Here is a 25,849-nt window from a genome sequence, read left to right as displayed (position 1 = left end):
TCAACGTACTCTTGCTGGAGATCAGCTTTTGATAAGAAGTTCTTCTCCGGGCAGGATGTGTTTGGTCGGAGAAGGGCTATCTGTCGGAGAGCCTCAGCCGACGGCCTCCTCACCATAGCGAATTTAACGCAAAATAAAACAGAAGACCACTTCCCTCTTAGGACAGTGATCTTCTCGTCATATCTATCTCTCTATTTCCAAGCCCATTCCAGATCCTTTACATCTTCCTCAACAATTTCGCTTCCAATCTCGACTTCGATAAGGCGCATATTTGTGACAGCGCGGATGGAGTGTTTCTGGCCTTTGGTGATGTAGGCTACGTCCCCGCGACGGACATTGCGGACGTGTCCATCGATCACGACATCGCCGATGCCATCGATGATGGTCCAAATTTCGTCCCTGACGGCATGCTGTTGGTACTGCAGGCATTCGCCGGCTTTGATGAAGATGCTCTTCGTCAAGGTCGAAGTGCCGTCTTCATTGTCATTGTAATCCAGGACCTTCGCCTCTCCCCAGCCAGACTCTTCATACATTGGTCGCTTAGACAAGCCGTCGACGTATTCCTTCAGGTAAGAACTTTCGTGCTTATCCGAAATCAGGATGCCATCCGGACTCGCTGCGATGACCATGTCTTTGGCACCCAATACCGTTATCGGGATATCTAGTTCATTGATGACATGGCTGTTGTTGCAGCTGTCGGACATGACGACATTTCCGACTATATGGCTATCCATGACTTCGGTCAATGTGTTCCACGTACCCAAATCTTTCCAGATGCCGGTGTATTCCACCATCGAAATGGAATTTTCGTTTTCGATGACTTCATAGTCGAAGCTGATTTTTGGCAGCACCGAGTACTGTTCGCGGACATCCTCGAAGCTCTCGAAGGAGATGTAGGATGCCAAGATATCCATGATATAGCCTGCCTTGAAGGCGAACACGCCGCCGTTCCACATCGCGCCGTCCGTGATCAACTTTTCAGCCAACGTTTCGGACGGTTTTTCCTGGAAACCTTTGACTGCTCCGGTCCCGTTTTCCGTCAAAATATAACCGTACTTGGCGGATGGGTAAGTCGGTTTGATGCCCATCAAGCCGATTTTGGCTTTGTCGCTCTCGACCAATTCCTGCAGGCTTTTGATCGTCTCGAAATACTCGATCTCTGCATACGGATCGACCGGCAGAACAACGATGGCTTCATCCCTGTCCATGTTTTTCTCGAAGAATACGTAAGAAGAGGCAAGCGCAATCGCCGGGAAGGTATCGCGGCGCTCAGGCTCCAGCACGATATCGATCAGATCGCCCAGATGGCTCAAAATCGAGTCTTCCTGGTTTTTGCCGGTTGCGATGACCAAATCGGCTTCGATTCCTGTATCACGGATCTGTCTGTACACGCGCTGCACCATCGATTCCGATTCACCGTCTTCGTTCTTCAACAGCTTCAAGAATTGCTTGGAGCGGATGTCATTGGACAACGGCCATAAACGTTTGCCGGATCCACCTGATAGTAAAATAATTTTCATCTGCTTTCCCCTCCTTTTTCCAAATTTATAGTGCGATGTCCAAATTTTGTTGGATCTGCGTTTTGATGACTTGCAGTTTTTCCTGCGCCAATTGTTCGTCATCGGCCCGCACGGAATAATAGAATTTTATTTTAGGCTCGGTTCCGGATGGACGGATGGCCACCCATGATTCGTCCTTCAACATGAACTTGATCACGTTTTCTTTCGGAAGATCAGCGATGCCGGTCGCATAATCCCGCACTTCATCCACATTTGCGAAGAAATCTGCATCGGATTCCCGGACTTCTTCCATCATTTCCTTGATTCGCGCAGCCCCTTCGACACCCGTCAAGGTGACGGAATCCAAGGCGTCCAGATAATAACCGTGTTCGCCGTACAACTGTTCCAGCTTGTCGAATAAAGTCAGGCCCTTCGCCTTGTAATAGGCGGCCATTTCGCAGATCAGCAAAGCCGAAACAACAGCGTCCTTATCCCTTGCGTGGGTGCCTACCAGGTAGCCGTAGCTTTCCTCGTAGCCCAGCACGAATTCGTTCGTCAAATCGTCAGAAGTTTCGAATTCATTGATCTTCTCGCCGATGTATTTGAAGCCTGTCAGGGTTTCAATGATCTTAAGACCCTTCCCGCTGGCGATTTTTGCGCCGAAGTCATTGGTGACGATCGTTTTGATCAGCGTCGAATCTTCCGTCACTTCCGTATGGGCGATGACGAAATCCGCCAATAAAGCGCCGATCTGATTGCCTGTCAATAGTCTGTACTGACCCTCATGTTTCACGCCCACGCCGATGCGGTCGCAGTCCGGGTCGGTTCCGATTACGATATCGGCATCTTCTTGTTTTGCCTGTGCAATCGCCAGCTCCAACGCCTTGCGGTCTTCCGGATTCGGCGAACGGACTGTGCTGAAATTACCATCAGGCAATTCCTGCTCTTTTACGATCGATACTTTGAAGCCTTCCAAGGCGCGCCTTACCGGGATATTCCCGGCACCATGCAATGGCGTGTAGACGACATGCAAATGCCCTTGATGAATCGACTGTTTCCTGATTTCCGTAATGAAGACGTCCAAAACCGCTTCACCGATCATCTCAATCAAGTCTGGATTTCCGGTCAACTCCTTAACGGAGTCAAAATTCTCAATAGATTCGATAAAGCTCGTCACTTCCCGTGCGGCATCCGGTGTCAACTGCCCGCCTTGATTGTCGTAGACTTTATAGCCGTTGTATTCCTTCGGATTATGGCTGGCTGTAAGGACGATTCCTGCATCACATCCTAAGTGCCTTACCGCAAACGATAGGACCGGCGTCGGTATGGTAACATCAAAGAGATAAGCCTTGATGCCCATCGAACTGAATACAGCAGCTGCATCTTCCGCAAATTGTTGCGAATGATTGCGCGTATCGTAAGCGATGGCGATGCTGGCTTCCCCGGCCGAATGGGAAAGCACATAGTTCGCCAAACCCATAGAAGCTTTTTTGACCGTATAGCTGTTCATACGGTTCGTTCCGGCTCCCATCAAGCCTCTCAAACCACCAGTACCGAATGACACGTTTTTGTAAAAACGATCTTCCAGTTCCTTCTCATCAGAAATAGCCAACAATTCCGTTTTTGTATCCTCATCGAATGCCAACCATTCTGCAACTCTTTCCTTGTACATACTCCACCCACTCACTAAAGTTTATTCTGATGCTTATCTTTCCGCTCTATACTCGCTGTTCAAAAAATCCTGGTAGGCCATCGTGATGCCCTCTTCCAGCTCGGTTGAATAGGACCAGCCCAAGCCGGCCAGTTTGGACACATCCAATAATTTACGCGGTGTGCCGTCCGGTTTTGTCGCATCGTAGACGATTTCGCCTTCATAGCCGACTACTTTTTTCACAAGGCTCGCCAAGTCACCGATAGACAAGTCTTTGCCAGTACCGATGTTCACAGTTTCGTTGCCTGAATATTTTTCCATCAGGAACAAGCAAGCATCAGCCAAGTCGTCCACGTAAAGGAATTCTCTCAGCACAGTTCCGGTACCCCATACTACCACTTCAGGAACGCGTTGTTCCTTCGCTTCATGGAATCTTCTGATCAAAGCCGGCAATACGTGCGAGTTTTGCGGATGGTAATTGTCGTTTGGACCGTATAAGTTCGTAGGCATCGCGCTGATGTAACCTGTACCATGCTGACGGTTCAAATATTCACAGTATTTCAGGCCGGAAATCTTGGCTAAAGCATACGCTTCATTGGTTTGTTCCAATGCTCCAGTCAAAAGGCTGTCTTCGCGGATCGGTTGTTCAGCCATACGCGGGTAGATGCAGGAAGATCCCAGCAGCAATAATTTTTTGACTTGGTTTTCGTAGGCATTTTTGATGACGTTCATTTCGATCATCATGTTGTCATACATGAAGTCAGCTGGGTACGTGTTGTTCGCCATGATGCCGCCGACTTTCGCAGCTGCCACGATTACATATTCCGGTTTTTCTTCTTGGAAGAATGCTTCAACGTCCGCTTGTCTGATTAGGTTCAACTTGCTGGACGTGCGGGTGATGATATTCGTGTATCCTTCAGCTTCCAATTTACGTAAAATAGCAGAGCCAACCATACCGCGATGACCAGCTACATAGATTTTTGCATTTTTTTCCATCGAATGAACGCGCTCCTCAACAATCATGTATTTTGAAAAACCACAGGTTTTTCAGTTTCTATATAGTCTCTAACATTAAACTTGAATAGTCTTGTATTCCTCGGATGACATACCGGCGATCGTCTTCATGTCTTCGTCGACCATCATTTCGACCAGTTTGCGGAAGCTGACTTTACGCTCCCAACCAAGTTCAGTCTCGGCTTTCGTAGCGTCACCCCAAAGCAGTTCAACTTCGGCAGGACGGAAGTATCTTGAATCCACTTCCACCAAAAGACGGCCGGTTTTCTTGTCGTAGCCTTTTTCATCTTCGCCGCTGCCTTTCCATTCGATCTCGATACCGACTTCAGCGAAGGACAATTCCACGAATTCGCGGACTGTATGCGTCTCATTCGTAGCCAAAACATAATCACGTGGCTCTTCCTGTTGCAGCATCCGCCACATACCTTCGATATAGTCTCCAGCAAAGCCCCAGTCGCGTTTCGCGTCCATGTTACCCAAAGCCAATGTTTCTTGTTTGCCGGCCATGATGCTGGCAACTGCCATCGTGATCTTACGCGTTACGAAAATCTCGCCACGTCTTGGTGATTCGTGGTTGAATAAAATCCCGTTACATGCATACATGTTGTAAGACTCACGGTAGTTCACAGTTATCCAGTAGGAGTAAAGTTTAGCTGCTCCATAAGGGCTCTTAGGATAGAAAGGTGTTCTTTCGCTTTGCGGAGCCGTATCAGGCAGTCCGCCAAACAACTCTGAAGTCGATGCTTGGTAAAAACGGATATCCAATCCGCTTTGACGGATCGCTTCCAATATACGGATCGTACCCACACCAGTAGCTTCAGCAGTGTATTCAGGCACTTCAAAAGACACCGCAACGTGCGATTGTGCACCCAAGTTGTAGACTTCTTCTGGTTTGATCTTCATGATCAACATAGCCAAGTTGGAAGAATCGGTCAAATCTCCGAAATGCAGGAAGAATCGGTCCTTCAGGCTTGCATCCTCCACCAAATGATCGATGCGGTCCGTAGCAATCGTGCTGTGACGACGAATGATACCGTGCACCTCATACCCTTTTTCCAACAACAACTCCGCAAGATAAGACCCATCCTGCCCTGTAATACCCGTAATCAATGCAACTTTACTCATAATAGCCTCCTCAGTATGATAATAACTCAAATAATATTTGCATAAGAACCCTACAACACCTCAATAAATGGTATTATATGCATATGCAATCCAAAATCAAAAATATAAATACTTTATCATTATAATATAACTTTATGTTAACCGCCATGGATAAAGTTGCTATCCGATGGTATTATCTTGCCAGAAAAAGGTGAACTTATTTTGAAAACAAATGACAATCTTATGGATATTCAAAATGCTACAAAATCATCCGATCATTTTCAAAAAATAGATAGCGGTTCTTTACCTAGTAAACAGCATTTTTTCGAAAATTATGCGCCTTCAGAATTGACCGACTCTTACCGTATCATTTCAACCCCAAGTGCTTTTGCGAAAGGAACCTTGTTCTACATTCAGGAGATTGGAAAATTAAAAAGTCTGAAATCCCATACCAGCAAGCGTGAAGCTCTGGACTCATTCTTGTTCATCATTGTGGTATCAGGAAGCGGTACGTTTACTTACAAGGGAAAAACTTATAAATTAAAATCTGAAGATTGCCTATTCATTGACTGTAAGAAGCCTTACTCTCATGAAAGCACAGACAGTGATCCGTGGGAATTGATGTGGGTACATTTCAATAGTATTCTTATGGATCAGTATTATCTCTACTTTTCCAACAAAACCGGCTCCGTAGCATTCCAATCAGAAGAAAAACCAGAGTTTTCTGCCATTCTAGAGAACCTGCTGATGTTAGCAAATAACAAAAGCACTCATTCAGAACTACTGATCTCCCAGCTTCTGAACACTCTGGTCACGAGAATCCTTACAGATAATACTGATCAGCAAGAAAATACTGCAGATAAGATAGCTGATAAAATTCAACAGATAAAAGATTTTCTTGACGAAAATTTCAAAAAAAAAATTCCCCTTGATATAATTGCCGATGAATTCTTCATCAGTAAATATCATATGTCCAGAGAATTTAAAAAAGCACATGGAATCACGATAGCAAATTACATCATTGCTAAACGGATTACATATGCTAAGGAACTTCTAAGATTTACAAATATGAAAATTGACGAAATTGGACAATTTTGTGGGATTGAAGATAATAGTTATTTTAATAAAGTTTTTCGTAAATTCGAAGGAATAACTGCTTCGGAATATCGAAAAAAATGGAAAGGAATTATAAAATAAATTTTATTTATTATAATTTTAAATATCAAAAAATTCTACAACTTTTCTTCTTAATGTTTTGGTGCGTATTAAAATAAGACACTATAAAAACAACATATACAATCAGAACCATTTTTAAAGTGATACGCTTATTTCAATTGATTGAATATTATATCTAAGCAACACCATTTTGCTAAACTGGACCAATACCCTATTTAAATTAGAATTGATGTATCAAAGTATATTCCCAATTACTACGTTTATTTCCCAATTTTTTTCATAGCACCTATCATAATTATATTCATTGCAGCATTATTTAATTTAATTTCAATTAAAAAGTATGCAATAATGGAAACTCCAACTGTTAAGATTGTATAAAGAATTGAACTTTGATTTAATGGCTTCAATAATAATGAAATCAGCACAATGGCAGAGCAACCGATTATAACTTTTAACGTAGTCTTCCCTATATCTTTTAGGTGTACATACTTTTTCCCTTCAGACATACACCAAAGGAATGCGAGTCCCTCAGCTAGAACAGTTGTAAATGCTGCTGCATTTTCTGTCCATTTAGGAATCAGTATGAAGTTTAATACAATATTTAGTACTGCACTGGTAAAAGTAGCTTTGAAAACAATATTTTCTTTTTTCATTGGGACCAGAATACATTGCCCCCAAAACCATGCACCTAAACAAAAAATTAAAGCTATACTTAGTAATGCCAAAGATGTTGTTGCAGCAATGTATGTACTATCAGAAATAAGCAGGACAATTTGTTTCCGCAGGATAATTATTCCAGTCGCAGTAGGCAGAAGAAGTGTTAAAAGTGTTTGATAAATATCAGTCGCAACATAATTGAATTCGCTCATATCATTATTTCCCAATAATGAAGATAGATGCGGAATTGATACAACCAGCACTGAAGCCAAGACTGTCTTAATAATGCCATATACCTTAGTTGATACTGAATATACACCCACACTGTAGTCTCCGGATATTAGTCCAAGTATCGTAGTATCAGAAATTACATATATCGCAACTGTAGCAGACATTGCAAACAATACCATTATTGGCTTTATATGTTTACGCCAACGTATCTTATTTGTCCACCTAACCTCACAATAACGCTTCGCATAAAAAAAATTTAACACATTAGAACCTACACTTGAGAAAACTGTTATTGCTGCGTATATATTTAAATCATTTTCACTATGAACGAGTAAAAACATAAGTATTAGAGAAAGTATTTGAAATAATATACTCCTTACAGTAATATACGCATAATCTTCATAGATTGAATATATCCACTCAATACCGATTGCTTTAAATATCACTTGCAAGGATAAAATAATTAGTAAACTTTTATAACCCTGAAATCTTGGTATAGCAATAAATAATACAATCAATAGTGCGTATGACAAAACAGTCGACACGATATTGATCGAAAACATTTCATTCGCAAACTTTTGAAATTCACCTTTGCTCTCACGAAATCTGGCTCCCTCACGAATCGCATAGGTAGAAATCCCAAGACCAGCAAACAAAACAAAATAACTAATAATTGAATTAGAAAAGTTAAATCTACCTATATTTTCTACCCCAATCACTCTAGAAATATAGGGAAATGAAATCAAAGGAAAAATGATACTCATTAATCCTTTAATTGCATTCAATCCCATATTCAGCTTAAGGGATTTTTTTTTACTTTCAGTCATTACAATTACCTGTATCGCTGATACTATTGATAAACTTATCGGCTAATTGCATTGCCAAATCGACAGTGACATCCGAATTATAATGCTGATGCTCGCCCCAACGTCCTAGTCCATATACACTTTGTCCCGCACTCCAATTCAATAATTTTTCCATTATTTCCGGTTTGCTTATAGTGTTAAGGGGATATGCATGTTGATTCATGTACTTGAAGTTGTTGCTTGGCTCCTCCATTTCAATGCGCTCGCCATTCGTTTCTGTCCAATATCCTTTACTGTTAGGGCAAAAATTATGTCTTACAAGTATTCTGTGGTAAGGCAGTTTGGGATCTGGACAATAAATCCATTGTGCATCGGTATCAAGTTTTTCTGCAACATACCCCGTCTGAATAGAACTGAATTTCAACTGCTGAATGCTCTCCTTGATGTCTTCAGGCATACCGATAATCTCTTTAAATCCCATCCACGGTATTGTTGTAATAATTATATCGGCTTGATATTGAGTTCCATCGGAAGTCATCACAATTTTATTTGAAAAATCAATGCTTTGGATTGATTTGTTATATTCAATGTTCTCTTTTATCGCTTCAGCCATTCTAAGCCAAAGCTCACCATAACCATATTTCTTTGGATAATAGAACTGTGCATGCCCAGGTTGCTCCCCATATGCTTTTTTTGTCAGACAGGACAGTAATGTCTCCTCGAAGCTAACATTGGGAAGTTTTTCTAGCCAATAAGTTCCAAGTTGATCCAATTCCTTGCTGAACATTTTCTGGTTGTATGGAATCATATAATCTTCAGCTACCTTAGATCCCAACTTCCAGTAAATCCAGTCCACAAAATCCTTAGGCATTTCTGATCCTAAATTGCATCCTGCAACAGCAATGGATTTCAAGTATTCCACCTGATCATCCAATTTCATCTGCCAAATATTTGCTTCAATTGGATGACTCACTACATTTCCGTTTACTTCTATACGGCTGTCACGATCATATTTATCCCATTCATCCTCCGGCATGAATTGGAAAAGAAAATCATTTACGTTCGTCCTTCTTACATCTAGAAAATGACCACCGCCTATATCAAAGGGTGATCCGTCAACATCTACCGAACGACAAAGCCCACCTGCCTCATTTTCTTTTTCCAAAACAAGAAAAGATGTTTCACCGCTTTGTTTTAGTCTATTTGCTAAAGTTAGCCCTGCTGGTCCTGCTCCTAAAATTAAATATTTCATGATATAAACCCCTTCATCTTCTCTTTAAATTCAGAATACCACGTTGATGTTAAATGTTTCTCTATGAAATTTCCATATTTTTTTGTATCAACTTCAATTTCTCCTGCTCCGATTCTATCCATAATCGCACTAAATTGTTCATAACTATTAATTGAATAGCAAATAGAATCAATCCCTTGGATTTCAAATTCTTTATGATTGCTATGCCTCGTAAGCATAATGCAATAGCTAGCAGCGGTTTCATAAAATCTAGGTGTAGGAAAGTCAATATCCTCCGCATTTTTTCTTGATGAATCAACACCAGGAGATGATAACAAGCAAATATGTGAGTTCTTCAATAAGTCCATATAATCTTTCCTTGTATTTATAGCACCTATTTCCCCACGAGTAGTAGAAAAATATTTTAAATCCCCTGTTGTACCATTTTTCCCGGAATAGACGTATTCCAAGGTTGGATGAGTTTTTATATATTCAAGAGCAAAATTATGAAGGACCTCATTTTTCCTTCCAACTTGAACCAAATCTATTGTTTTTTTCGGAATAAGATCACTTTTCCATATATCTGATACAGATAAGGGCAAGTAATATACATCTAATTTTTCTGATGCACCTTTTAATTTTTCATAAACATCTAGCGATGTCACAAAAAATGGAGTACCATTACTCATTTTTTTTCGCACATAATCAATTCTATCATTCCAAACATCAATAAATACTGGTATACAATTCTTGTTTTGCACATATAAAACATCATTTACCAACGTTAAGAATGCAAAATAAATTGGTTTTGTTTTATCAAGTTTATTAAATTGCTTTTTGTTAATCACAAAGCTATATATGCGTTCAAAGATATTTCTGTCACTCCGTTCAGTAACACTTATATTATCTACGTTTACTATAGGTACTTTCTCAATCCTAGCAATTTGATCCTCCCATTCATATACCACATCCCGAAAAACTTCTTTTTTTATTTCTCTCAATGAGATTATCCCATAAAATTTCCCCATTTTTTACCTCCTAATTAATCAACCACATGCTCTACCTATCCATTCTTCTGAATTTATATCATCTTTCATAACAAACGTCAAAAAATTAATAAATAAACAGTAATACTTAGAATAATTCCTCCTTGTTTTCTCTATACAAGCTGAATAAAATATTCGCATGTATAAGCAGTAAATGAAAGTTCCTCTCTATTGGTTGATCCACTGAAGGAATGCTCTGACAACCCGTATGATTTGTTGGACTTCGAAAAGAAAACATTTTTGATGGCGGCCTCCTTGAGCCGCTTCCAGAGACCCTTCATCACGTTTTGCTCCGGACTTTAGGGTGGGAGCTAAACCAATTCAATACGCTTCCCAGGCTGTTCGAGGAATGGCTTGAGAAGATTGGCATGGTGAATCCGAGCCTTGTCCAGGATTATCACGGTCTTTCCTTCTGGGTAGTGATTTAGGATGTGACCTAGAAATTCCTGGAATACAATAACATCATAAGTTTCCTTCTCCTCGCACAGAGTTTTCGCCAGTATCATATGTGGTGATTTCAAAATATTTAGCACACTGCTTTTCGTGTTCCGCTCTGCGATTCCCGGAAACAAGTTCTTCTGCAAGACGATCAAGAAGCTCGTTGATACGGTTCTCATGCTCCAGTGCTTTTTCGCCACTAAAATAAATATGCAGGTACATACGCCGTTTTTCTTCAATAGCATCGCCTTTGTTTGGCCGTTTTTGTATGTACTCCCATTCTATCATGGCAGTATGGCTGTAGCGTTGGTAGCTTGCATTGTAATTGGCGCGGGTGCGGATGTTATCCCGAACCTTGTTTAACTCTTCTTGCACGTATTTAAGGGATACTTTTGTAGCCATCAAAAATTTCAAATGATTTTGATATAGGGCATTGATATTTTCCTTGCTGTATAACCCTCGGTCCATTACGAGTTTTACCTTTTTAAAACCAAGATTGCCTAAGTCGGCAAGCAAGTACTTAACTGTTTTAACGTCACTAATATTACCTGCCAATTTACGGTAATAAAACGGTAATTCGGATTCTTCGCCAAACAACAGGCAAGGTTAATTTGCGCGAGTGGATCATGGTCCTTGTTGATGACGTATTTGACTTGTTTGAGCATTTCTGAATAGAAGGAAATACTGGTAGTATCATAAGCCCAATATTCATTCTCCGCTCGTCACTTAGCCTGTAAGCTGAAAAAGCGATTTTTAGCTTCTTCCGTAACGGACGCAAACAGATCACTACTCATTTGTGAAGGAATGCAACTGCCGCATGGCTGGGAATGGGTTCGGTCACACTTCGGAAAGCGTAGCATCGTATTACAATCTTCCAAAATCAAGAAGTAGACGATCGAGAGCATCTGCTTATAGCTTTCAGGAAAGCAGGCTTTTAAATCGGCTGTAATACCAAGCAGTTTTCCAATTTTATCAAACAGATATGTCGCACCGTAATAGCTGCGTTTTATTACAGTTGATTGTACTAACCCTTGTTTTGCAAGTACTAATGCCATCGGCATAGCCAATCGTTTTGAAGGAATCGGATTCCCAGTTCATCTAGTTTTCCGATGCAGACCCGCTTGCTAAACGACTGCTTCTTAAACTTTGTCCCAATAGTTAGTTGATTCATAAACATAGGTAGTACCATTTTTCTTGTTCGTTGTATACACTAAACTCATCATATCAAGCCTTTCCACGTTATAATTTACACGGGAATGGAGGATCAAAAATAGTATAAATTTCATTTTAAATTTGTAGTAAGATATCAGTTTGTGTAGCAGTATTAACTATTCAAAATCCTTGTTATTTATACACATTTCGTATTTTTTCTGCAACAAGGTCCAAGGAATTGTGGATAGTCATTTCTTCAAACAGCTGTTTTCCTTGCCATGCAATATGTGAGTTATTATCTGAGCGTTCTACATACATACGCATAATTGCAGCTACAAGAGCATTAACATGCTCTTCCTCATTTTCAGAATACTGATAGCTATACAAAAAGTCATTACTATCTAGGTCCTTAACAGTTCCAATATCAGTCGAAACAACTGTCTTCTCATAAGAAAATGCTAGATATGCTGCACCAGAGTTTAGTGCAGAATTAGTATTATAGGGTAATACAGATGCATCAGCAAGTGCCATCAGCGAAGGAATTTCTTCATCATTGATAAAGCGTAAATCAGTTGTAATATTTGCTCCCTGTATCATTGACATTAAAGACAGTCTGTACTCTTCTGATGAACATTTCCCACAGATTAAAAAGTTGATATCCGAATAATTCTTCAGCTGATTAGCGGCATGTATAATAATTTCTACGTTTTTATATGGTCTCACTGCTCCCATAAAAAGTATTAAAAGTTCATTCTCTTTCTTCTTATATTTTTCGTATTTAATTTTATCTTTATAAACCCCGATATAGTTAGGATGTGGCACGTAGTATATTTTTTCATTTGGAATATCATTTGAAATTTTGTTTAAGACTGAATAACTTTCTTGGCAATGAACTACTATACTATTCGATTCCGTTATTAACCAGTTCATTAAATTTGTTGAATATCGTGCCTCCTCACATTCATGCGGCATTTTATTATGTAAAGTGAAAATAATTTCTTTACCTAGCAATTTTAGAGTCATGAGCGCACACATTTTTTTAATATAGCTAATCCTTTTTTTTAATGTACCTCCAGCCGGAATTCCTTCAAACCAATTTAAATGTACAATGTCACTACGTAGCACATCAAGAAAGCTATTATTTTCTGACAATTCATAGTTAGCTTGCACAATCGCTTTCCTCATTAATTCAACATATTTATTACTATTTGTCGCAGTTGGAACAAATATTACCCTTTTCATATTATTATCCTACGCTTTCTTTTAAAAATTTCAAACGACTTAAATTTATTAAACTTTCGAATTTATAGAAGCTTAATCTATATTTTTTACTTAATCTTTTAAGAAGAAACATGAAAATAAGCAATTAATTCTATTACTATTATTTATATTATTCCTTCATTCTTCTAAAATCATCTTACAAGTTTAATTTTTTAGCTCTTGCGATTATTAACAAATTATCTTTGCCAATTGGCTTTAATGAAGTAGCGTTTTCTCGCGCACGAAATATTTAAGCCATTCGTTATTAAACAAAATATTACAAATCCCTTTCCGAACGTATTCACGTCCTCTCCTTTTGGGCTTAATTGGCTGCATCGGAATGGGATTGCGTTTCTCATCAGTCAACTGACAAGGTTTTTCATCCATACAAATCACTGGATAGCGTTCATCAAATGGTAGTTGATATACTTCTAGGATGTCCTCCAAGCATGCCACGAAATCAGCATTGTGTTCGGGCGGGATACACCAACACTTGTGGAGGTGGGGCTTCAATTCGTTTTTTTGGGGACATGGTTCACTGATTCATGAGAGATACTTTCAATGTATCCGAGTTCTACCGCTTTATCTGCCAACATACGGAGGGCCCAACGCGCTCTTCCAACTGGTGGCTCGCTGCAGCTTAAGGCAATGATTTTAGCCTCTACTTCGCCTGTTATTTTTGGCTCTGTTGGTGGTTTCACGCGCTTTTTCCTAAAAATAGCAGCTTCTAACCCAAAAAGCGCATATGTTTTGCGGACAAAAATGGGCAGTCTGGTGATGAACAGATTACCGAGCCGCAATCTCAGCTTCCGTCTTCCTCTTACTAGAACTGTTCTCATCAGCGGCGAGCCAGATGTTGGCGTGCATAATGGTTCGTGCCGGGCAAGATCCTTTCGAAATAAGGCTAAGCAACTGCTTTTTTTCGCTATCTGAAAGCATTACGTGATAAAGATGTTTTGGCATGATGAACACCTCTCTTTCCTTAATACAAAGATAGCATAAAAAGAAATTATTCTATGATTTTAGGTTTGACCGAGTACTATTCTGTATTTTTTTGGTATTCTGTGATATTTCATCGTTATTTCTCGATGATAGTATAATCATGTAAAAAGGGATTAAATAAGATATGTATATACTTACATTATCTGATATATATAAAATAAAAGTATAAATAAACAAAAGCATAATAAACCTTGCAATTCTCTCTCCTTTTCTAATGTATAATCTATCAAAAAATAATTTATATAGATAAAAATAAATTATAGATCCAACAAAACCAATTTCTATGAACATCGCTAATATATCATTATGCAAATTTTTAAGAGGATATACATGTAAAACATTTAAAACATATCCAATTCCTCTACCACTAAAAAATATACTAAAAGAATATAGATCGTTAAAGATAGGATAAATATAATCAGCTCTTCCTTGGGTATTGATTTGATACTCCCTTACAAACAAAAGAAATTCTCCCGATTTAATAAAATATATTAAGAAAAAAGCCAAACCAATAAAAACAATATATACACTCATCAACACTTTTCTCTTATTTACCTCTTTAAATATATCTATTATATAATAAATAAACGTAACAATTACTATTGCTACTATAACAATCCTCTTGTGAGCAAGAATTAAAGCAATAATGGCAATAGATACATTAAAATTTTTTTTTAGATATATAAAATATAAAATATATGCCCCAAAAACAAATGCTAGTTCTGATTCTAATAAATCTATTGGATTATATTCGGGTATTTTCTTTATTAAAAATATTATTAAAATAGACCAAAATTGAATCTGAGTCATTTTTTTAAATCTCTTCAAAGAAACAGACGAATACAGCGCAATAGAAAATAAACACGGAACTGAATAAAAAGCAATTTGTTTAAATGTATATATACTTACATTCCCACTTAATATTGCTATCATTATACCTATTAAAACATAATATACTATCGGATAAAGAATACCCTTTATTTCAAGTGTAATATTTATTTTTCTGTTTTTTAATAAAAGAATCATACTTATTAATATTACTACTAAGTATTTGAGAAAACCATTAGTTGATAATATTCCAGATATAATTGTAAGCAGCATTAAATCGGGAATATTGTGTTTTGTTATTTTTAATTTCATCATATCCTCACTAAACATAATTATTAATTTTGTGTTTTATTCTATTAATGTCTCCACTTTTATAATATAATATGCTGCTATTAATAAAGGGAAATTAAACGCATTTATATATTCCTTAACACCTGTTCTAGCTATTGTTTAGTTATATAAGTTGAATTATTGTTTTTACCAACGAATTTAGAAGGAATTATACCTTTAACCATCCCTGAACTGATTGGTAGCTAGGGATACTTAGAGGCGATTCTTTAATTCAACTTATATAGTGCAAATTTCATCGTTCAACCTAGAGATTGACTAAATTTTACAAGCAAATATATTCGGTTTGTGGACAATTTAAGATGCCATAAACAGTGCAGTATGATTACAAAATTGATTATCACTTTTTATCCTGATTGATTTTTAAAAAACATTAAAAGACCAATGATTCAAGTTGTCTTCTGGAAATCTATGAAAATTAAGGAGTATTTATACGCCTTAATCCTTTTAATTTTATTTATGGCCTTAATACAAAGTAAAAAATAGTTATATACACTTAAAGGGTTAGTAAGTATACCTTTAATTTTAAAAATTAAATACATTTTTATGTTAACCCTATGTTTCAATGCCAACATATTTAATGCAGAATTATTAACATGATAACTATAAGCTTTAGGATATTTAGCGAATTCTATTTTGTACTTATTCATTAAATATAAATCACCCTCTGCATACTTAGCAACATTGCTAAAGGTGGAATCCTCACTCAAATAATAATTTACTAATGGCTCTTGTACTAACCTAGCTTCACTATGTTTTAAAATCCTTATCCACAAATCATAATCTTGAGAACTAACCGCCATAATATCAAACATACCACATTCCTTTACAGAATTTAGCCTTAATAAAGGAAATGACGTTGACCCTACATAATTAGTACGTAATATTTCTTCATAGAAGTTTGTTTCCACTTTTTTAGGTATATATCGTTTTTGAGATCCGTTTGCCGACACAATATTTGAAGCACAGTATACTAGTCCAACATTATCGTTTTTCATATACACCAACTGCTTTTCAAGCTTTTCACTTATCCATTCATCATCATCATCTAAGAAAGCTATAAACTTTCCTTTTGCTTTATTTATGCCTGTGTTTCTTGCTTGACATGCTCCAGAATTAATAGCATGAACTATATATATAATATTATCCTTTTTATATGAATCAATTAATATTCTAATTTCATTTACTAATTCTATCGATTTTGGAGCATCATTTACGACGATAATTTCGAAGTCAGTCATCGTTTGTTGTACCACGCTATCTAAAGCTCTTTTTAATATTGTCACTGGTCTATTATATGTTGTAATTACCACACTGACTAAACACATATTAATCCTCCTTTATTATTTTCCATCCAACATAAAATCATATATTGACAGTAATTCTTTATAGTTTATATCTGAAGTGTACTTAGATTCATATTCAAGTCTACAAGAATCTGTCATATCATGAATTCTGTTGACAACTTCTCTTAAGCTGTCAGCAGAATCAAATTGAAACTTTTTACCGGTAAGTCCTTCCTTAATCAGATTACCTGTGTTCCCTATGTCACTACCAATCACTGGGGTTCCACATGCAAAACTTTCAACAATTGTCATTGGAAATCCCTCGTATAACTGTGTTGGTAGAATTAACGCTTTAGATTCTGATATAATTTCTCTTGCCTTCTCATTTTTGATATATCCCATCAAATATACATTAGACATTCTATTTTCTTCTATATATTTTCTGCACCATTCTTCTTCTGGACCTGTACCACAGATAATCAGATCGGTTTCCTTAATTCGCCCCCAAACTTCTAACAGCAAGTCAATTCCTTTTAACTTATCCAGCCTTCCAACAAAAACAAACTGATTCTTTCTTTCATCAAAAGGAATAATTTCTCTATCCATGCTCACATAATTTGGTTTAATAAATGTCTTGCTCTCATCAATTATTATACGTTCCTTATTATTTAACTCTAAAACTTTTTTCTTGTTAAATTCGGTTAAGAAAATATAATTAACCTTTTTATAAGTACCTATTACTCTATGTATTTTTAATGTTGCCGCACTTATTAATGTATGAATAAGACTTCCTTTATAGATTTTATTCTTTATTGAACTTCTCAATCCTTTATACAAACTATCTTCACAGATTTTTCCATTATGGTATAAAGTTCCACCTGGACATATCAATCTAAAATTATGAACAGTTTGAACAACAGATACATTCGAGTGAAATGCTGCATAATATACTGATGGACTAATTAAGGGCCATGTATTATGCACATGGACAATATCTATCTTATTCGCTAAAATAATTTTTTTTACTTCATGATAGGTTTTCAATGAAAAAACCGCATTAAATGGGTAACCTATTTTCCCAAATAAATGAAAATTATTTATTTCTTCGTTATCTCTGGTATATGTGATTACTTCGTGTCCATTTTCTTCAAGTAATTCTTTCTCATTTTTAAAAACAGTATCTTCCCCACCAGGAACTTGATAAAAATTATGTACCAATAGGACTTTAGGTTTATATAAGTTCTCCATTGCATCTCCAACTTTATTCTTCATTTAATTTTGGGATAATTTTATTTTCCAATTGCTATCAATTTTAAAAACTTCGTATTTGTTAATAGATATCTATTAAATAATCGCTTTGGATCTTGTAGCAATCGATATAGCCATTCCAAATTATTTCTTTGCATAAATTCAGGAGCTCTTTTAATATTATCAGCATAATAGTCAAACCCCGCGCCTACACCAACCATTAACCCTTGAATTTCCCCTTGATGGGCTGCCATCCATTTTTCTTGTTTTGGAGCGCCTAAGCCAATCCATACAAAATCTGGATTTGTATCATTAATCATCTTAACAATCATTTCATTCTCCTCATCGGTGATTGGGCGAAAAGGAGGGCTATACATACCAGCAATTTGTAATCCCGGATACTTCTGTTCTAACTTACTATATAATTTTTCTAATGTTTCTTCTGTAGACCCATAAAAATAATGACGATATCCTTTTTCTGCAGAAATATTGAAAATTTCTCCCATTAAACTTGGACCGGTAACACGAGCCATTTTACTGTGCCCACGTTTTCTTCCCACAGATGACAATGGACCACCATCAGGAAGAGCCATAATGCCTCCATTCTGGATGTCGCAATATTCAGGATCTTCATAGCTAGTTACTGTGGTATGAACGTTGGACACACATACGTAGTCACCTGACAAATCTTTTAAGTACTTTTTGAAATAATCCAAAGCCCATTCCGTATCGATAGCAGCGATATTTACACCTAAAATATTGCAAACCGGGATCTTCGTTTTATCCACTGTCCGCTTGTATGAATTATTCCATATAAAACCTTTAACTTTATCAGGTTGTACATTATAAACTGAATCTTTTGTGTTAATTTCTGCTGGCATGAGGTTCTCCTCCCCTATAACGTCTAACATCTATTTCTTATTCATATTTTCAGTCTTTACGAAATAGATCTCTTGTATAAACCTTATCTTCAACATCAAGCAATTCGTTTGCAAGGCGATTAGATACAATTACATCTGATATCTTTTTGAAATTATTCAAATCTCTTATAACTTCTGAATTATAGAATGTTTCCTCTTGTAAAGCCGGTTCGTAGACTACAACTTCAATCCCTTTTGCCTTGATACGTTTCATAATTCCTTGGATTGAAGAAGAACGGAAATTATCGGATCCTGACTTCATCGTTAAGCGATAGATACCCACCACTTTTGGATTGTGTTGTAATACCATATTGGCAACATGGTCTTTACGCGTGCGGTTGGATTCAACAATTGCACCAATTAAGTTATTAGGAACATCCTCGTAGTTGGCAAGGAGCTGTTTTGTATCTTTAGGGAGGCAGTAGCCACCATAACCAAATGAAGGATTGTTGTAGTGAGAACCAATACGTGGATCCAGACCCACGCCCTCTATAATTGATTTTGTATCCAGGTTGCGTATTTCTGCGTACGTGTCAAGTTCGTTAAAGTAAGCTACACGCAATGCCAAGTAAGTATTTGCAAATAATTTGACTGCTTCTGCTTCGGTGGAATCCATATGCAGAACTGGTATATCTTCTTTAATTGCGCCTTCGACTAATAGGTTCGCGAAGGTTTCTGCTTGTTCTGTTTTATCTCCAACTATGATGCGGGAAGGATACAGGTTATCATATAAAGCTTTTCCTTCTCTTAAGAATTCGGGGGAGAAGATGATATTGCTGACTCCATACTTTTCGCGGATCTGTTCGGTGTAGCCTACCGGTATGGTTGATTTGATGATCATTGTCGCTTCAGGACGATAAGACAATACATCCTCGATGACAGACTCCACCGAAGATGTATTAAAGAAATTTTTCTTCTCATCATAGTTAGTGGGTGTCGCGATGACAACATAATCAGTGTCCTTATATGCCAATTCTTTATCTGTTGTAGCAATCAGATTCAATTCTTTAGTCGCCAGATACTCTTCAATTTCTTTATCCGCGATTGGTGATTTTTTTTGATTGATCAGATTCACTTTTTCTTCAACAACTTCCAATGCCCGTACTTCATTGTGTTGCGCAAATAGGATTGCATTTGATAATCCTACATAGCCTGTACCCACAACTGTAATTTTTGCCACTTGTCCTCGTCCTTCTTTCATCTTCAGAAATATTATGTATGTTTTAAATGAGTGCTGTTGCTAAACCGATCCCTTTTTCCCAAGCACGACGCCCACGGTTTTGAAAAGAATCTTCAGGTATAACCCTAATGAAAAATTGCTGATATACTCGGTATCCAATTTCACGACTTCCTCAAAGTCGGTGATATCGCTCCGTCCGCTGATTTGCCACATGCCGGTCAGACCAGGTCTAGATGCCAGTCTGCGTTTGTGGTGCAGTTCATACTGTTCGTATTCATCCACTGTCGGTGGTCGTGTGCCTACCAGGCTCATGTCGCCTTTGAGGATATTGATGCTTTGCGGCAGTTCGTCCACTGATACGCGGCGGATGAATTTCCCGATCGGCAGGATGCGCGGATCGTCGTCCATTTTGAACATGAAACCGTCCATCTTGTTCTGGGCCATCAGTTCCTGCTTGCGTTCTTCGGCATCCATGTACATGGAGCGGAATTTGTAGATGCGGAAGCGTCTGCCGTTGCGGCCTACCCGTTCCTGCGAGAAGAAAATCGGTCCGGGTGACTGGATATAGATGATCGGCGCGAAAATAATGAAGGCGATAAGAGTCGCCAACAAGCCGGCCAAGCCGCCGCAGATGTCGATCGCGCGCTTGATGAACAACTGACGTGTTGTCGCCATCTTAATGCTGGTCGTCAAGACGGTGTAGCCGTTGATTTCCTCGACCACCTTATTCGGCATTTCGCTTGATACGTGATCCAAGGAGATATGGACCGTTATTCCCATAGCCAACAAACTATCCGTGATCGCTACAATTTCATCATAGGAGTTGCGTACATGGATGAAGACGCCATCCACCGTTTGCGTCCGCAGGTATTCATGCAAGGTGTCATCCGTCGCAACTACTGGAACGCCCTGGACCGTTTGGCCTATCATATCGGCATCGACAATCGCTAGGCCTTTAATGATGTAATCACTGTACTTCTCTTTTTGCAGCTGATCGATTGTTCTTTCGGCAACTGCTTTCGAGGTCACGACTAGCATGTAGGACAGGTTCTTCTCATTCGAATACGCGAGCAGCAATGCCCTCTTCAGTAACGCTCTGCCTAGCCAAGTGAACACAAGGTTGATTCCCCAAAACGTAAAAAGCACACTGCGGGAATAGCTCGCCGCCTGTTGTGTGGCGAACATATAGAGGGTCACCATCGCGACCAACATGCAGTTATGCTGCAGGACCGCTTTGAACTCCTTCAGATACCCCCTGCGCAGGATACCCGAATACTCCTCCGTAAAAAAGACAATAAAAATGTGCAGGATTGGGAGGATCACTCCCAACACTGCATAGATGGGCACATCAAAGGGCGAGGAGAGCCCGAAACGAATGATATATGAGAATATAAATGCTGCTTCCAATAAAAAAATATCATTTACCATAAAATCAAAATGCTTTAACCAACCACTGTTTGCTAATTTATACATCCTACATACCCCTCAGCCTTTTAAATAAACAACAAACTCCTTTTAATTGCGCTTATCTAATAAGCGCCATCACCTTTACAAACAACTTTGACTGTCTTGAACAAGATTTTGATGTCCATCCAGTAAGAACGCGTAACGACATACTCCAAGTCCAGATCCACCATCTGCGCAAACGTCAAGCGGCTCCGTCCGCTCACTTGCCACAACCCGCTGATTCCCGGCGTAACCAACAACCGCTGTTTATCATGGCTCGTGTACGCCTCAACCTCACGGATCAACGCCGGCCGCGGCCCGACCAGGCTCATATTTCCCATGAGGACATTGAACAGTTGCGGCAGTTCATCAATGCTGCACTTGCGGATGCAGGCCCCGATCTTCGTGACGCGCGGATCTTCCTTCATCTTGAACATCGCCCCGCTGACCTCGTTGTACTTCAGCAGCTGCGCCAACCGCTCCTCCGCGTCGACATACATCGAACGGAACTTGTACATCTTGAACAGCTCTCCGTCCTTCCCGACCCGGTCCTGGCTGAAGAACACCGTCCCTTTCGGATCATCCCATTTGATCAGGAACGCCACAACCAGAAACACCGGCGACAAGATAATCAGCCCGATCAGCGCCAAAACAAAGTCCGTCATACGCTTGCATGCCAGGTAAATCGGCTTGTTTCGCGCGACGACACTGGTCTCCAATCCAGTAAAAGCCGCAACATTCAAATTCTCTTCAATCTCCATACACAATATCCTCCTTCAGAAAATAAAGCTGTATCCTTTGTACCTCAACCGAACTCCGTTCGCTTACTAACGAAAAAAATATGCATAAAAATAGCTTCTTAACACCTGTCACCAAAAAAAAATTCATACTTTTTGCAATTAGTTATCAGAAATAATCCAGTTTTTTGATTAGAAAAAAATTATCCGTAGTCAATATTCAGCGAGTTGGATATATCCAGAGAAACAATATAAAATCCTTTAGCTACTTGATTTAAACAGTAACTTTAGGTAAATATTTCTAAAAATGATTAAACTCGCTTAATATATCTTAAAGTACTTATTATGATAACACTCCATTCACAGAATTTACACAAAAACTGAAATGTTTTCTCATATATACCGTTACTTTTCATAAAAAAAACGAAAAATTTACAAGTAAGCGTTTCAATTGTTAACATTCTGTGCGAATGTGTTTATTTCCTATAATAAGTTCCGAATTTATGTCGTCCGTATGATACTTCGGTTACGATTTACCGACAGCAAGATGACAAGGTGTGACTTCTTCAGTAACTTCTTGCCTAAAAATCACCGGCCGGCGGCTGGACAGGCTTGTGCTCCGATGAATGCGGCGTTCGCCGGAGTTCATCCTTCGGATTCGGCATTTTCCTCCGGCGAGAGCTAGCTCGCCAGAGGTCAACAAAACATATCTGAAATGAAAAAATTTGAAAAGTAATTTTATTGAACTACATCTTCACGATGCGTACTATTATAGCCCTTTCCTGACAGGTTTCTTGTTTTATAGTACTATAATCATAATTTAAGATATTCCCTATCCGGCTTTTCACTTTTCTAAGTCGAGTTGTTTATCCGGTGAAGTTGTCTTTCGCCGGAGAACAGAATTGCAAAAGAGTATCACCTTCGACCACGGCGGCTTCGCCGGTGTTGCGGTGCCGGGGAGACGCTGTCCTCCGTCCAAAACGCTCTCGTCGGAGCTGAGTAGCTGGCGCAAGGGTTGTTCTCCGACGAGGTGGCTGCTTATCGGAGTTGGCTGTACGCGCAGCGCCGATCCTATTTGCGACAGAAATCGCAACAATCGGTTGTAAGCCTATCCAATCGGTGGAATCTGGCTTATACTGGAACTATTGATTCACAATTGAACGGATGGAGGAATGTTTTTATGATTATTGATACATTGGCTAATATGGAATTTTATAAAGGTTTGAACGAGCAGCTCTACAAGGGGCTGACGTTTTTGAAGGAGAACGATGTCGCGTCGTTGCCTGTCGGGCGCTATGACATCGACGGGGATGCGGTGTACGCGCTGGTGCAGGAATACAAGACGCATCTGCCGAAGGAATGCCGCTGGGAGGCGCACTATAAATATACGGACATCCAGTACGTCGTCGAAGGCAGCGAAAAGATGGGCTGGAACACGTTGGATGGCGTCGTGAAGACGGAGGATCGCCCTGAAAATGACGTCTACTTCTTCGACGCGGAAGGCGATCATTTCGTGCTGCATGCGGGACAGTTCGCTGTCTTCACCACGCAGGATGCACATCGTCCGGGTTTGGCAGTCGATGGACCGGCACCGATCAAGAAAGTCGTCGTTAAAGTGGCGATGTAATACTGTAACCAAACAAAAGAAGCCTGAACCGTTATTGCATAAGCAATGCCGGTTCAGGCTTCTTTCTTATCTCAGGACGCAGCAAGCTAACTAAGAGACGCCCAAAGGGTGGCGTTGTTTCCTGTGTACAAATGCATTCCTCAAACCCATACCGTACCCGCGTGATAAGAATCTACTCAAAGCGCCTTAAGACGGTAATCAATATATCCATGTAGGAAAGCGTGGATATACCAAGGAACCAATTAATTGTGTATTCATCGGACAATGAAGGATTGCTTATTTTAAAGGATGCGCTATCTGTATGCTCGGCTTGCGCAGAGTCAATTGCGTTTGATCTGCTTATCCTGCAATTGGTACAAGCTTCTTCTATCGTGCTGTGCAGTCTCTCCGCATTGGCTTTATACCATTAATCGGCAACGTATGAGTTTTCATTTAGGAAAATACCTCTGGCAACCCGCCAAACCGGCCTTCCAGATACAAGTTGGTCCAATTGTGATTGTTGTAGGATATGTCCTTGAAATCATTCAGGTAAGTGATAAAACTGCTTTGACTTGAACGATCTTTTTCGATCAAGCAGATTTGTTCCTTAGCAAAGAATTCTGATGAAAGGAGCAATGGATTATGGGAGGCAACCAAAAATTGAGCCCTGCCGGCATCCTCCTGTTTCAGAAACTTTTTCAGGATTCCTTCCTGTATTTTGATGTGGTACTTGCTGTCAAATTCATCGGATAGATAGAGGGAATTGTTGATCAAAGAATTGAACAGGTTTATGGACTGTGACAAAAACTTTTTGGTCCCGTCCGATTCCAAGTCCAGTGGCAATTCGTAACGCTGCGATTGCACCTTATGGATTGCCGTGATCTTGTAATTGCTTTGATTTTTTATTTTTTCCAAGAATTTTTCGACGCTTTCTTCCGACTTTTTATCTGTGTCACGGCGAAGCGCGGTTACTGCTTGCACCAGTTCCTCAGTGATATCCTCTATGTTGAAATCGGATATCGCAAAATCGAAATCATACAACTCCCCCAATATTTGTTCCTTAAAATTCGGATCCTCATTCACTTTTTCAATAAAATCATTTAGGTTGCTGTAATCGCCGTTCATTGAAAAACCTTTTGTGATTTCGTTGTAGACTGCCTGCACGATTTTGTATGCCGTGCTTTTCACTTCGTCCTCATAATATTTTTTATTGATGCTGGAGTTCATCATTGCCAATATCGACTTGTAATCTATATTTTCTTGCGATAATTTTTCAACAATCTTATGAAGGCCATTCCTGGATGGATGCAGATCATCCCCCACCCGTTGGAAAATAACCTTTTTTGCGCCTAATTTTGTCTTTAAGATTTTTTCATAACTTAGTTCCTCATTTTTTACATAAAAATCATCCGGGTCAAAGCTTATTTTATAATAGGTTTTGACATCAATATGCTTGCCGTCTTCCGGAACAGAAGAAATGAAGCTTATGTCGAATGAAATATCGGTTTTATCTTGTGCTAATTTGAATGGGATAGGCCTGTGGATGATGTCTTTGCTGGAGTGCATCTTTTCATTTGTGGACAAGAAATAATTCAAAAAAGAAAACGCCAAGAGCAAATTTGACTTTCCGGAAGCGTTTGCTCCAAAAAGGATGGCACCATTCAAAATCGAACGTGTCAAACCTTCCTTATCTTTGTAGGAATAGATCGTATTCGTCCTGAATTTCTCAGCGCTGTTATATGGATGATCTAGCGACAAAGTCGTCTTGTCTTTGAAAGAGAAAAAATTTTCGACAGATAGGTAAGCTAGCATTTTATCCCTCTTTTCCTTGTTGTATTTAGATTATAACACAAAACACTGATTTGAAATAGATGACCTATTTAAAATGAGTATTTTTGCTATTTTTTGGATTAATTTAATCTATTGAGATGACATTATCACCTTCCTCATCAAAGAATTATTTTCGAGAGCAGTAGAATCGCT

20 protein-coding genes and 1 pseudogene are annotated in these 25,849 nt (G+C 38.9%); 2 read left to right on the top strand and 19 right to left on the bottom strand.

The window, feature by feature from the left end; all coding sequences use genetic code 11:
• Positions 1 to 191: 191 nt before the first annotated feature.
• The 4 genes from C8U37_RS01560 to gmd all read right to left on the bottom strand — a co-directional run bounded on the left by C8U37_RS01560 (position 192) and on the right by gmd (position 5,289).
• Positions 192 to 1,520, bottom strand: coding sequence for a sugar phosphate nucleotidyltransferase (locus tag C8U37_RS01560; RefSeq protein WP_108031541.1), 1,329 nt, complete (start codon positions 1,518 to 1,520; stop codon positions 192 to 194).
• Between the two features lie 25 nt (positions 1,521 to 1,545).
• Complete coding sequence (locus C8U37_RS01555) at positions 1,546 to 3,171, bottom strand: phospho-sugar mutase (protein WP_108031540.1); 1,626 nt, start codon at positions 3,169 to 3,171, stop codon at positions 1,546 to 1,548.
• Positions 3,172 to 3,204: 33 nt separating this feature from the next.
• Positions 3,205 to 4,146 (bottom strand): GDP-L-fucose synthase, encoded by a 942-nt coding sequence (gene fcl, locus C8U37_RS01550; protein ID WP_108031539.1) that lies wholly within the window; start codon positions 4,144 to 4,146, stop codon positions 3,205 to 3,207.
• 75 nt (positions 4,147 to 4,221) lie between these two features.
• A complete protein-coding gene (gmd, locus tag C8U37_RS01545) occupies positions 4,222 to 5,289 on the bottom strand; it encodes a GDP-mannose 4,6-dehydratase (protein WP_108031538.1) in 1,068 nt (355 codons plus the stop codon).
• Positions 5,290 to 5,466: 177 nt separating this feature from the next.
• On the opposite strand from gmd, the gene C8U37_RS01540 reads away from it, so the two are divergent.
• Complete coding sequence (locus C8U37_RS01540) at positions 5,467 to 6,465, top strand: AraC family transcriptional regulator (protein ID WP_146161795.1); 999 nt, start codon at positions 5,467 to 5,469, stop codon at positions 6,463 to 6,465.
• A gap of 239 nt (positions 6,466 to 6,704) precedes the next feature.
• Here C8U37_RS01540 and C8U37_RS01535 read toward each other — a convergent pair whose 3' ends face one another.
• The 14 genes and pseudogenes from C8U37_RS01535 to C8U37_RS01465 all read right to left on the bottom strand — a co-directional run bounded on the left by C8U37_RS01535 (position 6,705) and on the right by C8U37_RS01465 (position 22,284).
• A complete protein-coding gene (locus C8U37_RS01535; protein ID WP_108031536.1) occupies positions 6,705 to 8,159 on the bottom strand; it encodes a flippase in 1,455 nt (484 codons plus the stop codon).
• Positions 8,152 to 9,390, bottom strand: a complete 1,239-nt coding sequence (locus tag C8U37_RS01530; protein ID WP_108031535.1) for a protoporphyrinogen/coproporphyrinogen oxidase — start codon at positions 9,388 to 9,390, stop codon at positions 8,152 to 8,154. The genes C8U37_RS01535 and C8U37_RS01530 overlap by 8 nt, the downstream gene beginning before the upstream one ends.
• Positions 9,387 to 10,397 carry a hypothetical protein gene (locus C8U37_RS01525; protein WP_108031534.1) on the bottom strand — a complete coding sequence of 337 codons (1,011 nt, stop codon included), beginning with the start codon at positions 10,395 to 10,397 and terminating at the stop codon, positions 9,387 to 9,389. Before C8U37_RS01525 ends, C8U37_RS01530 begins: the two co-directional genes overlap by 4 nt.
• Before the next feature lie 329 nt (positions 10,398 to 10,726).
• Positions 10,727 to 10,921 (bottom strand): transposase, encoded by a 195-nt coding sequence (locus C8U37_RS14810; RefSeq protein ID WP_170100147.1) that lies wholly within the window; start codon positions 10,919 to 10,921, stop codon positions 10,727 to 10,729.
• Position 10,922: 1 nt separating this feature from the next.
• A pseudogene (locus tag C8U37_RS14805) lies at positions 10,923 to 12,073 on the bottom strand (IS1634 family transposase); the annotation flags it as partial.
• Positions 12,074 to 12,197: 124 nt separating this feature from the next.
• The gene (locus tag C8U37_RS01505; protein ID WP_108031530.1) at positions 12,198 to 13,247 is read right to left on the bottom strand and encodes a glycosyltransferase; all 1,050 of its coding nucleotides are present in this window, start codon (positions 13,245 to 13,247) and stop codon (positions 12,198 to 12,200) included.
• A 527-nt stretch (positions 13,248 to 13,774) separates the two neighbouring features.
• Entirely contained in the window at positions 13,775 to 14,104 is a 330-nt protein-coding gene (locus C8U37_RS14800; RefSeq protein ID WP_108031529.1) for a helix-turn-helix domain-containing protein, read from the bottom strand.
• A 175-nt stretch (positions 14,105 to 14,279) separates the two neighbouring features.
• Positions 14,280 to 15,407, bottom strand: coding sequence for an O-antigen ligase family protein (locus C8U37_RS01495; protein ID WP_146161793.1), 1,128 nt, complete (start codon positions 15,405 to 15,407; stop codon positions 14,280 to 14,282).
• A 425-nt stretch (positions 15,408 to 15,832) separates the two neighbouring features.
• Positions 15,833 to 16,771, bottom strand: coding sequence for a glycosyltransferase family 2 protein (locus tag C8U37_RS01490; protein ID WP_108031527.1), 939 nt, complete (start codon positions 16,769 to 16,771; stop codon positions 15,833 to 15,835).
• 15 nt (positions 16,772 to 16,786) lie between these two features.
• Complete coding sequence (locus C8U37_RS01485) at positions 16,787 to 17,977, bottom strand: glycosyltransferase family 4 protein (RefSeq protein ID WP_170100145.1); 1,191 nt, start codon at positions 17,975 to 17,977, stop codon at positions 16,787 to 16,789.
• Positions 17,978 to 18,018: 41 nt separating this feature from the next.
• Positions 18,019 to 18,858, bottom strand: coding sequence for a WecB/TagA/CpsF family glycosyltransferase (locus C8U37_RS01480; RefSeq protein ID WP_108031525.1), 840 nt, complete (start codon positions 18,856 to 18,858; stop codon positions 18,019 to 18,021).
• Positions 18,859 to 18,907: 49 nt separating this feature from the next.
• A complete protein-coding gene (locus tag C8U37_RS01475) occupies positions 18,908 to 20,098 on the bottom strand; it encodes a nucleotide sugar dehydrogenase (protein WP_108031524.1) in 1,191 nt (396 codons plus the stop codon).
• Positions 20,099 to 20,137: 39 nt separating this feature from the next.
• Positions 20,138 to 21,550 carry a sugar transferase gene (locus C8U37_RS01470; protein WP_108031523.1) on the bottom strand — a complete coding sequence of 471 codons (1,413 nt, stop codon included), beginning with the start codon at positions 21,548 to 21,550 and terminating at the stop codon, positions 20,138 to 20,140.
• A 56-nt stretch (positions 21,551 to 21,606) separates the two neighbouring features.
• Positions 21,607 to 22,284 carry a sugar transferase gene (locus C8U37_RS01465; RefSeq protein ID WP_108031522.1) on the bottom strand — a complete coding sequence of 226 codons (678 nt, stop codon included), beginning with the start codon at positions 22,282 to 22,284 and terminating at the stop codon, positions 21,607 to 21,609.
• 1,156 nt (positions 22,285 to 23,440) lie between these two features.
• On the opposite strand from C8U37_RS01465, the gene C8U37_RS01460 reads away from it, so the two are divergent.
• Positions 23,441 to 23,887, top strand: a complete 447-nt coding sequence (locus C8U37_RS01460) for a NanQ anomerase/TabA/YiaL family protein (RefSeq protein WP_108031521.1) — start codon at positions 23,441 to 23,443, stop codon at positions 23,885 to 23,887.
• Between the two features lie 432 nt (positions 23,888 to 24,319).
• On the opposite strand, the gene C8U37_RS01455 is transcribed toward C8U37_RS01460, so the two are convergent.
• Positions 24,320 to 25,678 (bottom strand): AAA family ATPase, encoded by a 1,359-nt coding sequence (locus C8U37_RS01455; RefSeq protein ID WP_108031520.1) that lies wholly within the window; start codon positions 25,676 to 25,678, stop codon positions 24,320 to 24,322.
• Between the last annotated feature and the right edge of the window lie 171 nt (positions 25,679 to 25,849).

The sequence above is a fragment of the Trichococcus patagoniensis genome (genome assembly GCF_003051085.1).
GTDB lineage: Bacteria > Bacillota > Bacilli > Lactobacillales > Aerococcaceae > Trichococcus > Trichococcus patagoniensis.
Note: the sequence above shows the minus strand (reverse complement) of the source record. Positions and strands in the feature narration are given on the sequence as shown.

Bases quoted from the DNA above. Each gene is read 5' to 3' on its own strand.
- C8U37_RS01560 (WP_108031541.1), bottom strand. From the start codon at position 1,520: ATGAAAATTATTTTACTATCAGGTGGATCCGGCAAACGTTTATGGCCG.
- C8U37_RS01555 (WP_108031540.1), bottom strand. From the start codon at position 3,171: ATGTACAAGGAAAGAGTTGCAGAATGGTTGGCATTCGATGAGGATACA.
- fcl (WP_108031539.1), bottom strand. From the start codon at position 4,146: ATGGAAAAAAATGCAAAAATCTATGTAGCTGGTCATCGCGGTATGGTT.
- gmd (WP_108031538.1), bottom strand. From the start codon at position 5,289: ATGAGTAAAGTTGCATTGATTACGGGTATTACAGGGCAGGATGGGTCT.
- C8U37_RS01535 (WP_108031536.1), bottom strand. From the start codon at position 8,159: ATGACTGAAAGTAAAAAAAAATCCCTTAAGCTGAATATGGGATTGAAT.
- C8U37_RS01530 (WP_108031535.1), bottom strand. From the start codon at position 9,390: ATGAAATATTTAATTTTAGGAGCAGGACCAGCAGGGCTAACTTTAGCA.
- C8U37_RS01525 (WP_108031534.1), bottom strand. From the start codon at position 10,397: ATGGGGAAATTTTATGGGATAATCTCATTGAGAGAAATAAAAAAAGAA.
- C8U37_RS14810 (WP_170100147.1), bottom strand. From the start codon at position 10,921: ATGATACTGGCGAAAACTCTGTGCGAGGAGAAGGAAACTTATGATGTT.
- C8U37_RS01505 (WP_108031530.1), bottom strand. From the start codon at position 13,247: ATGAAAAGGGTAATATTTGTTCCAACTGCGACAAATAGTAATAAATAT.
- C8U37_RS14800 (WP_108031529.1), bottom strand. From the start codon at position 14,104: ATGAGAACAGTTCTAGTAAGAGGAAGACGGAAGCTGAGATTGCGGCTC.
- C8U37_RS01495 (WP_146161793.1), bottom strand. From the start codon at position 15,407: ATGAAATTAAAAATAACAAAACACAATATTCCCGATTTAATGCTGCTT.
- C8U37_RS01490 (WP_108031527.1), bottom strand. From the start codon at position 16,771: ATGTGTTTAGTCAGTGTGGTAATTACAACATATAATAGACCAGTGACA.
- C8U37_RS01485 (WP_170100145.1), bottom strand. From the start codon at position 17,977: ATGGAGAACTTATATAAACCTAAAGTCCTATTGGTACATAATTTTTAT.
- C8U37_RS01480 (WP_108031525.1), bottom strand. From the start codon at position 18,858: ATGCCAGCAGAAATTAACACAAAAGATTCAGTTTATAATGTACAACCT.
- C8U37_RS01475 (WP_108031524.1), bottom strand. From the start codon at position 20,098: ATGAAAGAAGGACGAGGACAAGTGGCAAAAATTACAGTTGTGGGTACA.
- C8U37_RS01470 (WP_108031523.1), bottom strand. From the start codon at position 21,550: ATGTATAAATTAGCAAACAGTGGTTGGTTAAAGCATTTTGATTTTATG.
- C8U37_RS01465 (WP_108031522.1), bottom strand. From the start codon at position 22,284: ATGGAGATTGAAGAGAATTTGAATGTTGCGGCTTTTACTGGATTGGAG.
- C8U37_RS01460 (WP_108031521.1), top strand. From the start codon at position 23,441: ATGATTATTGATACATTGGCTAATATGGAATTTTATAAAGGTTTGAAC.
- C8U37_RS01455 (WP_108031520.1), bottom strand. From the start codon at position 25,678: ATGCTAGCTTACCTATCTGTCGAAAATTTTTTCTCTTTCAAAGACAAG.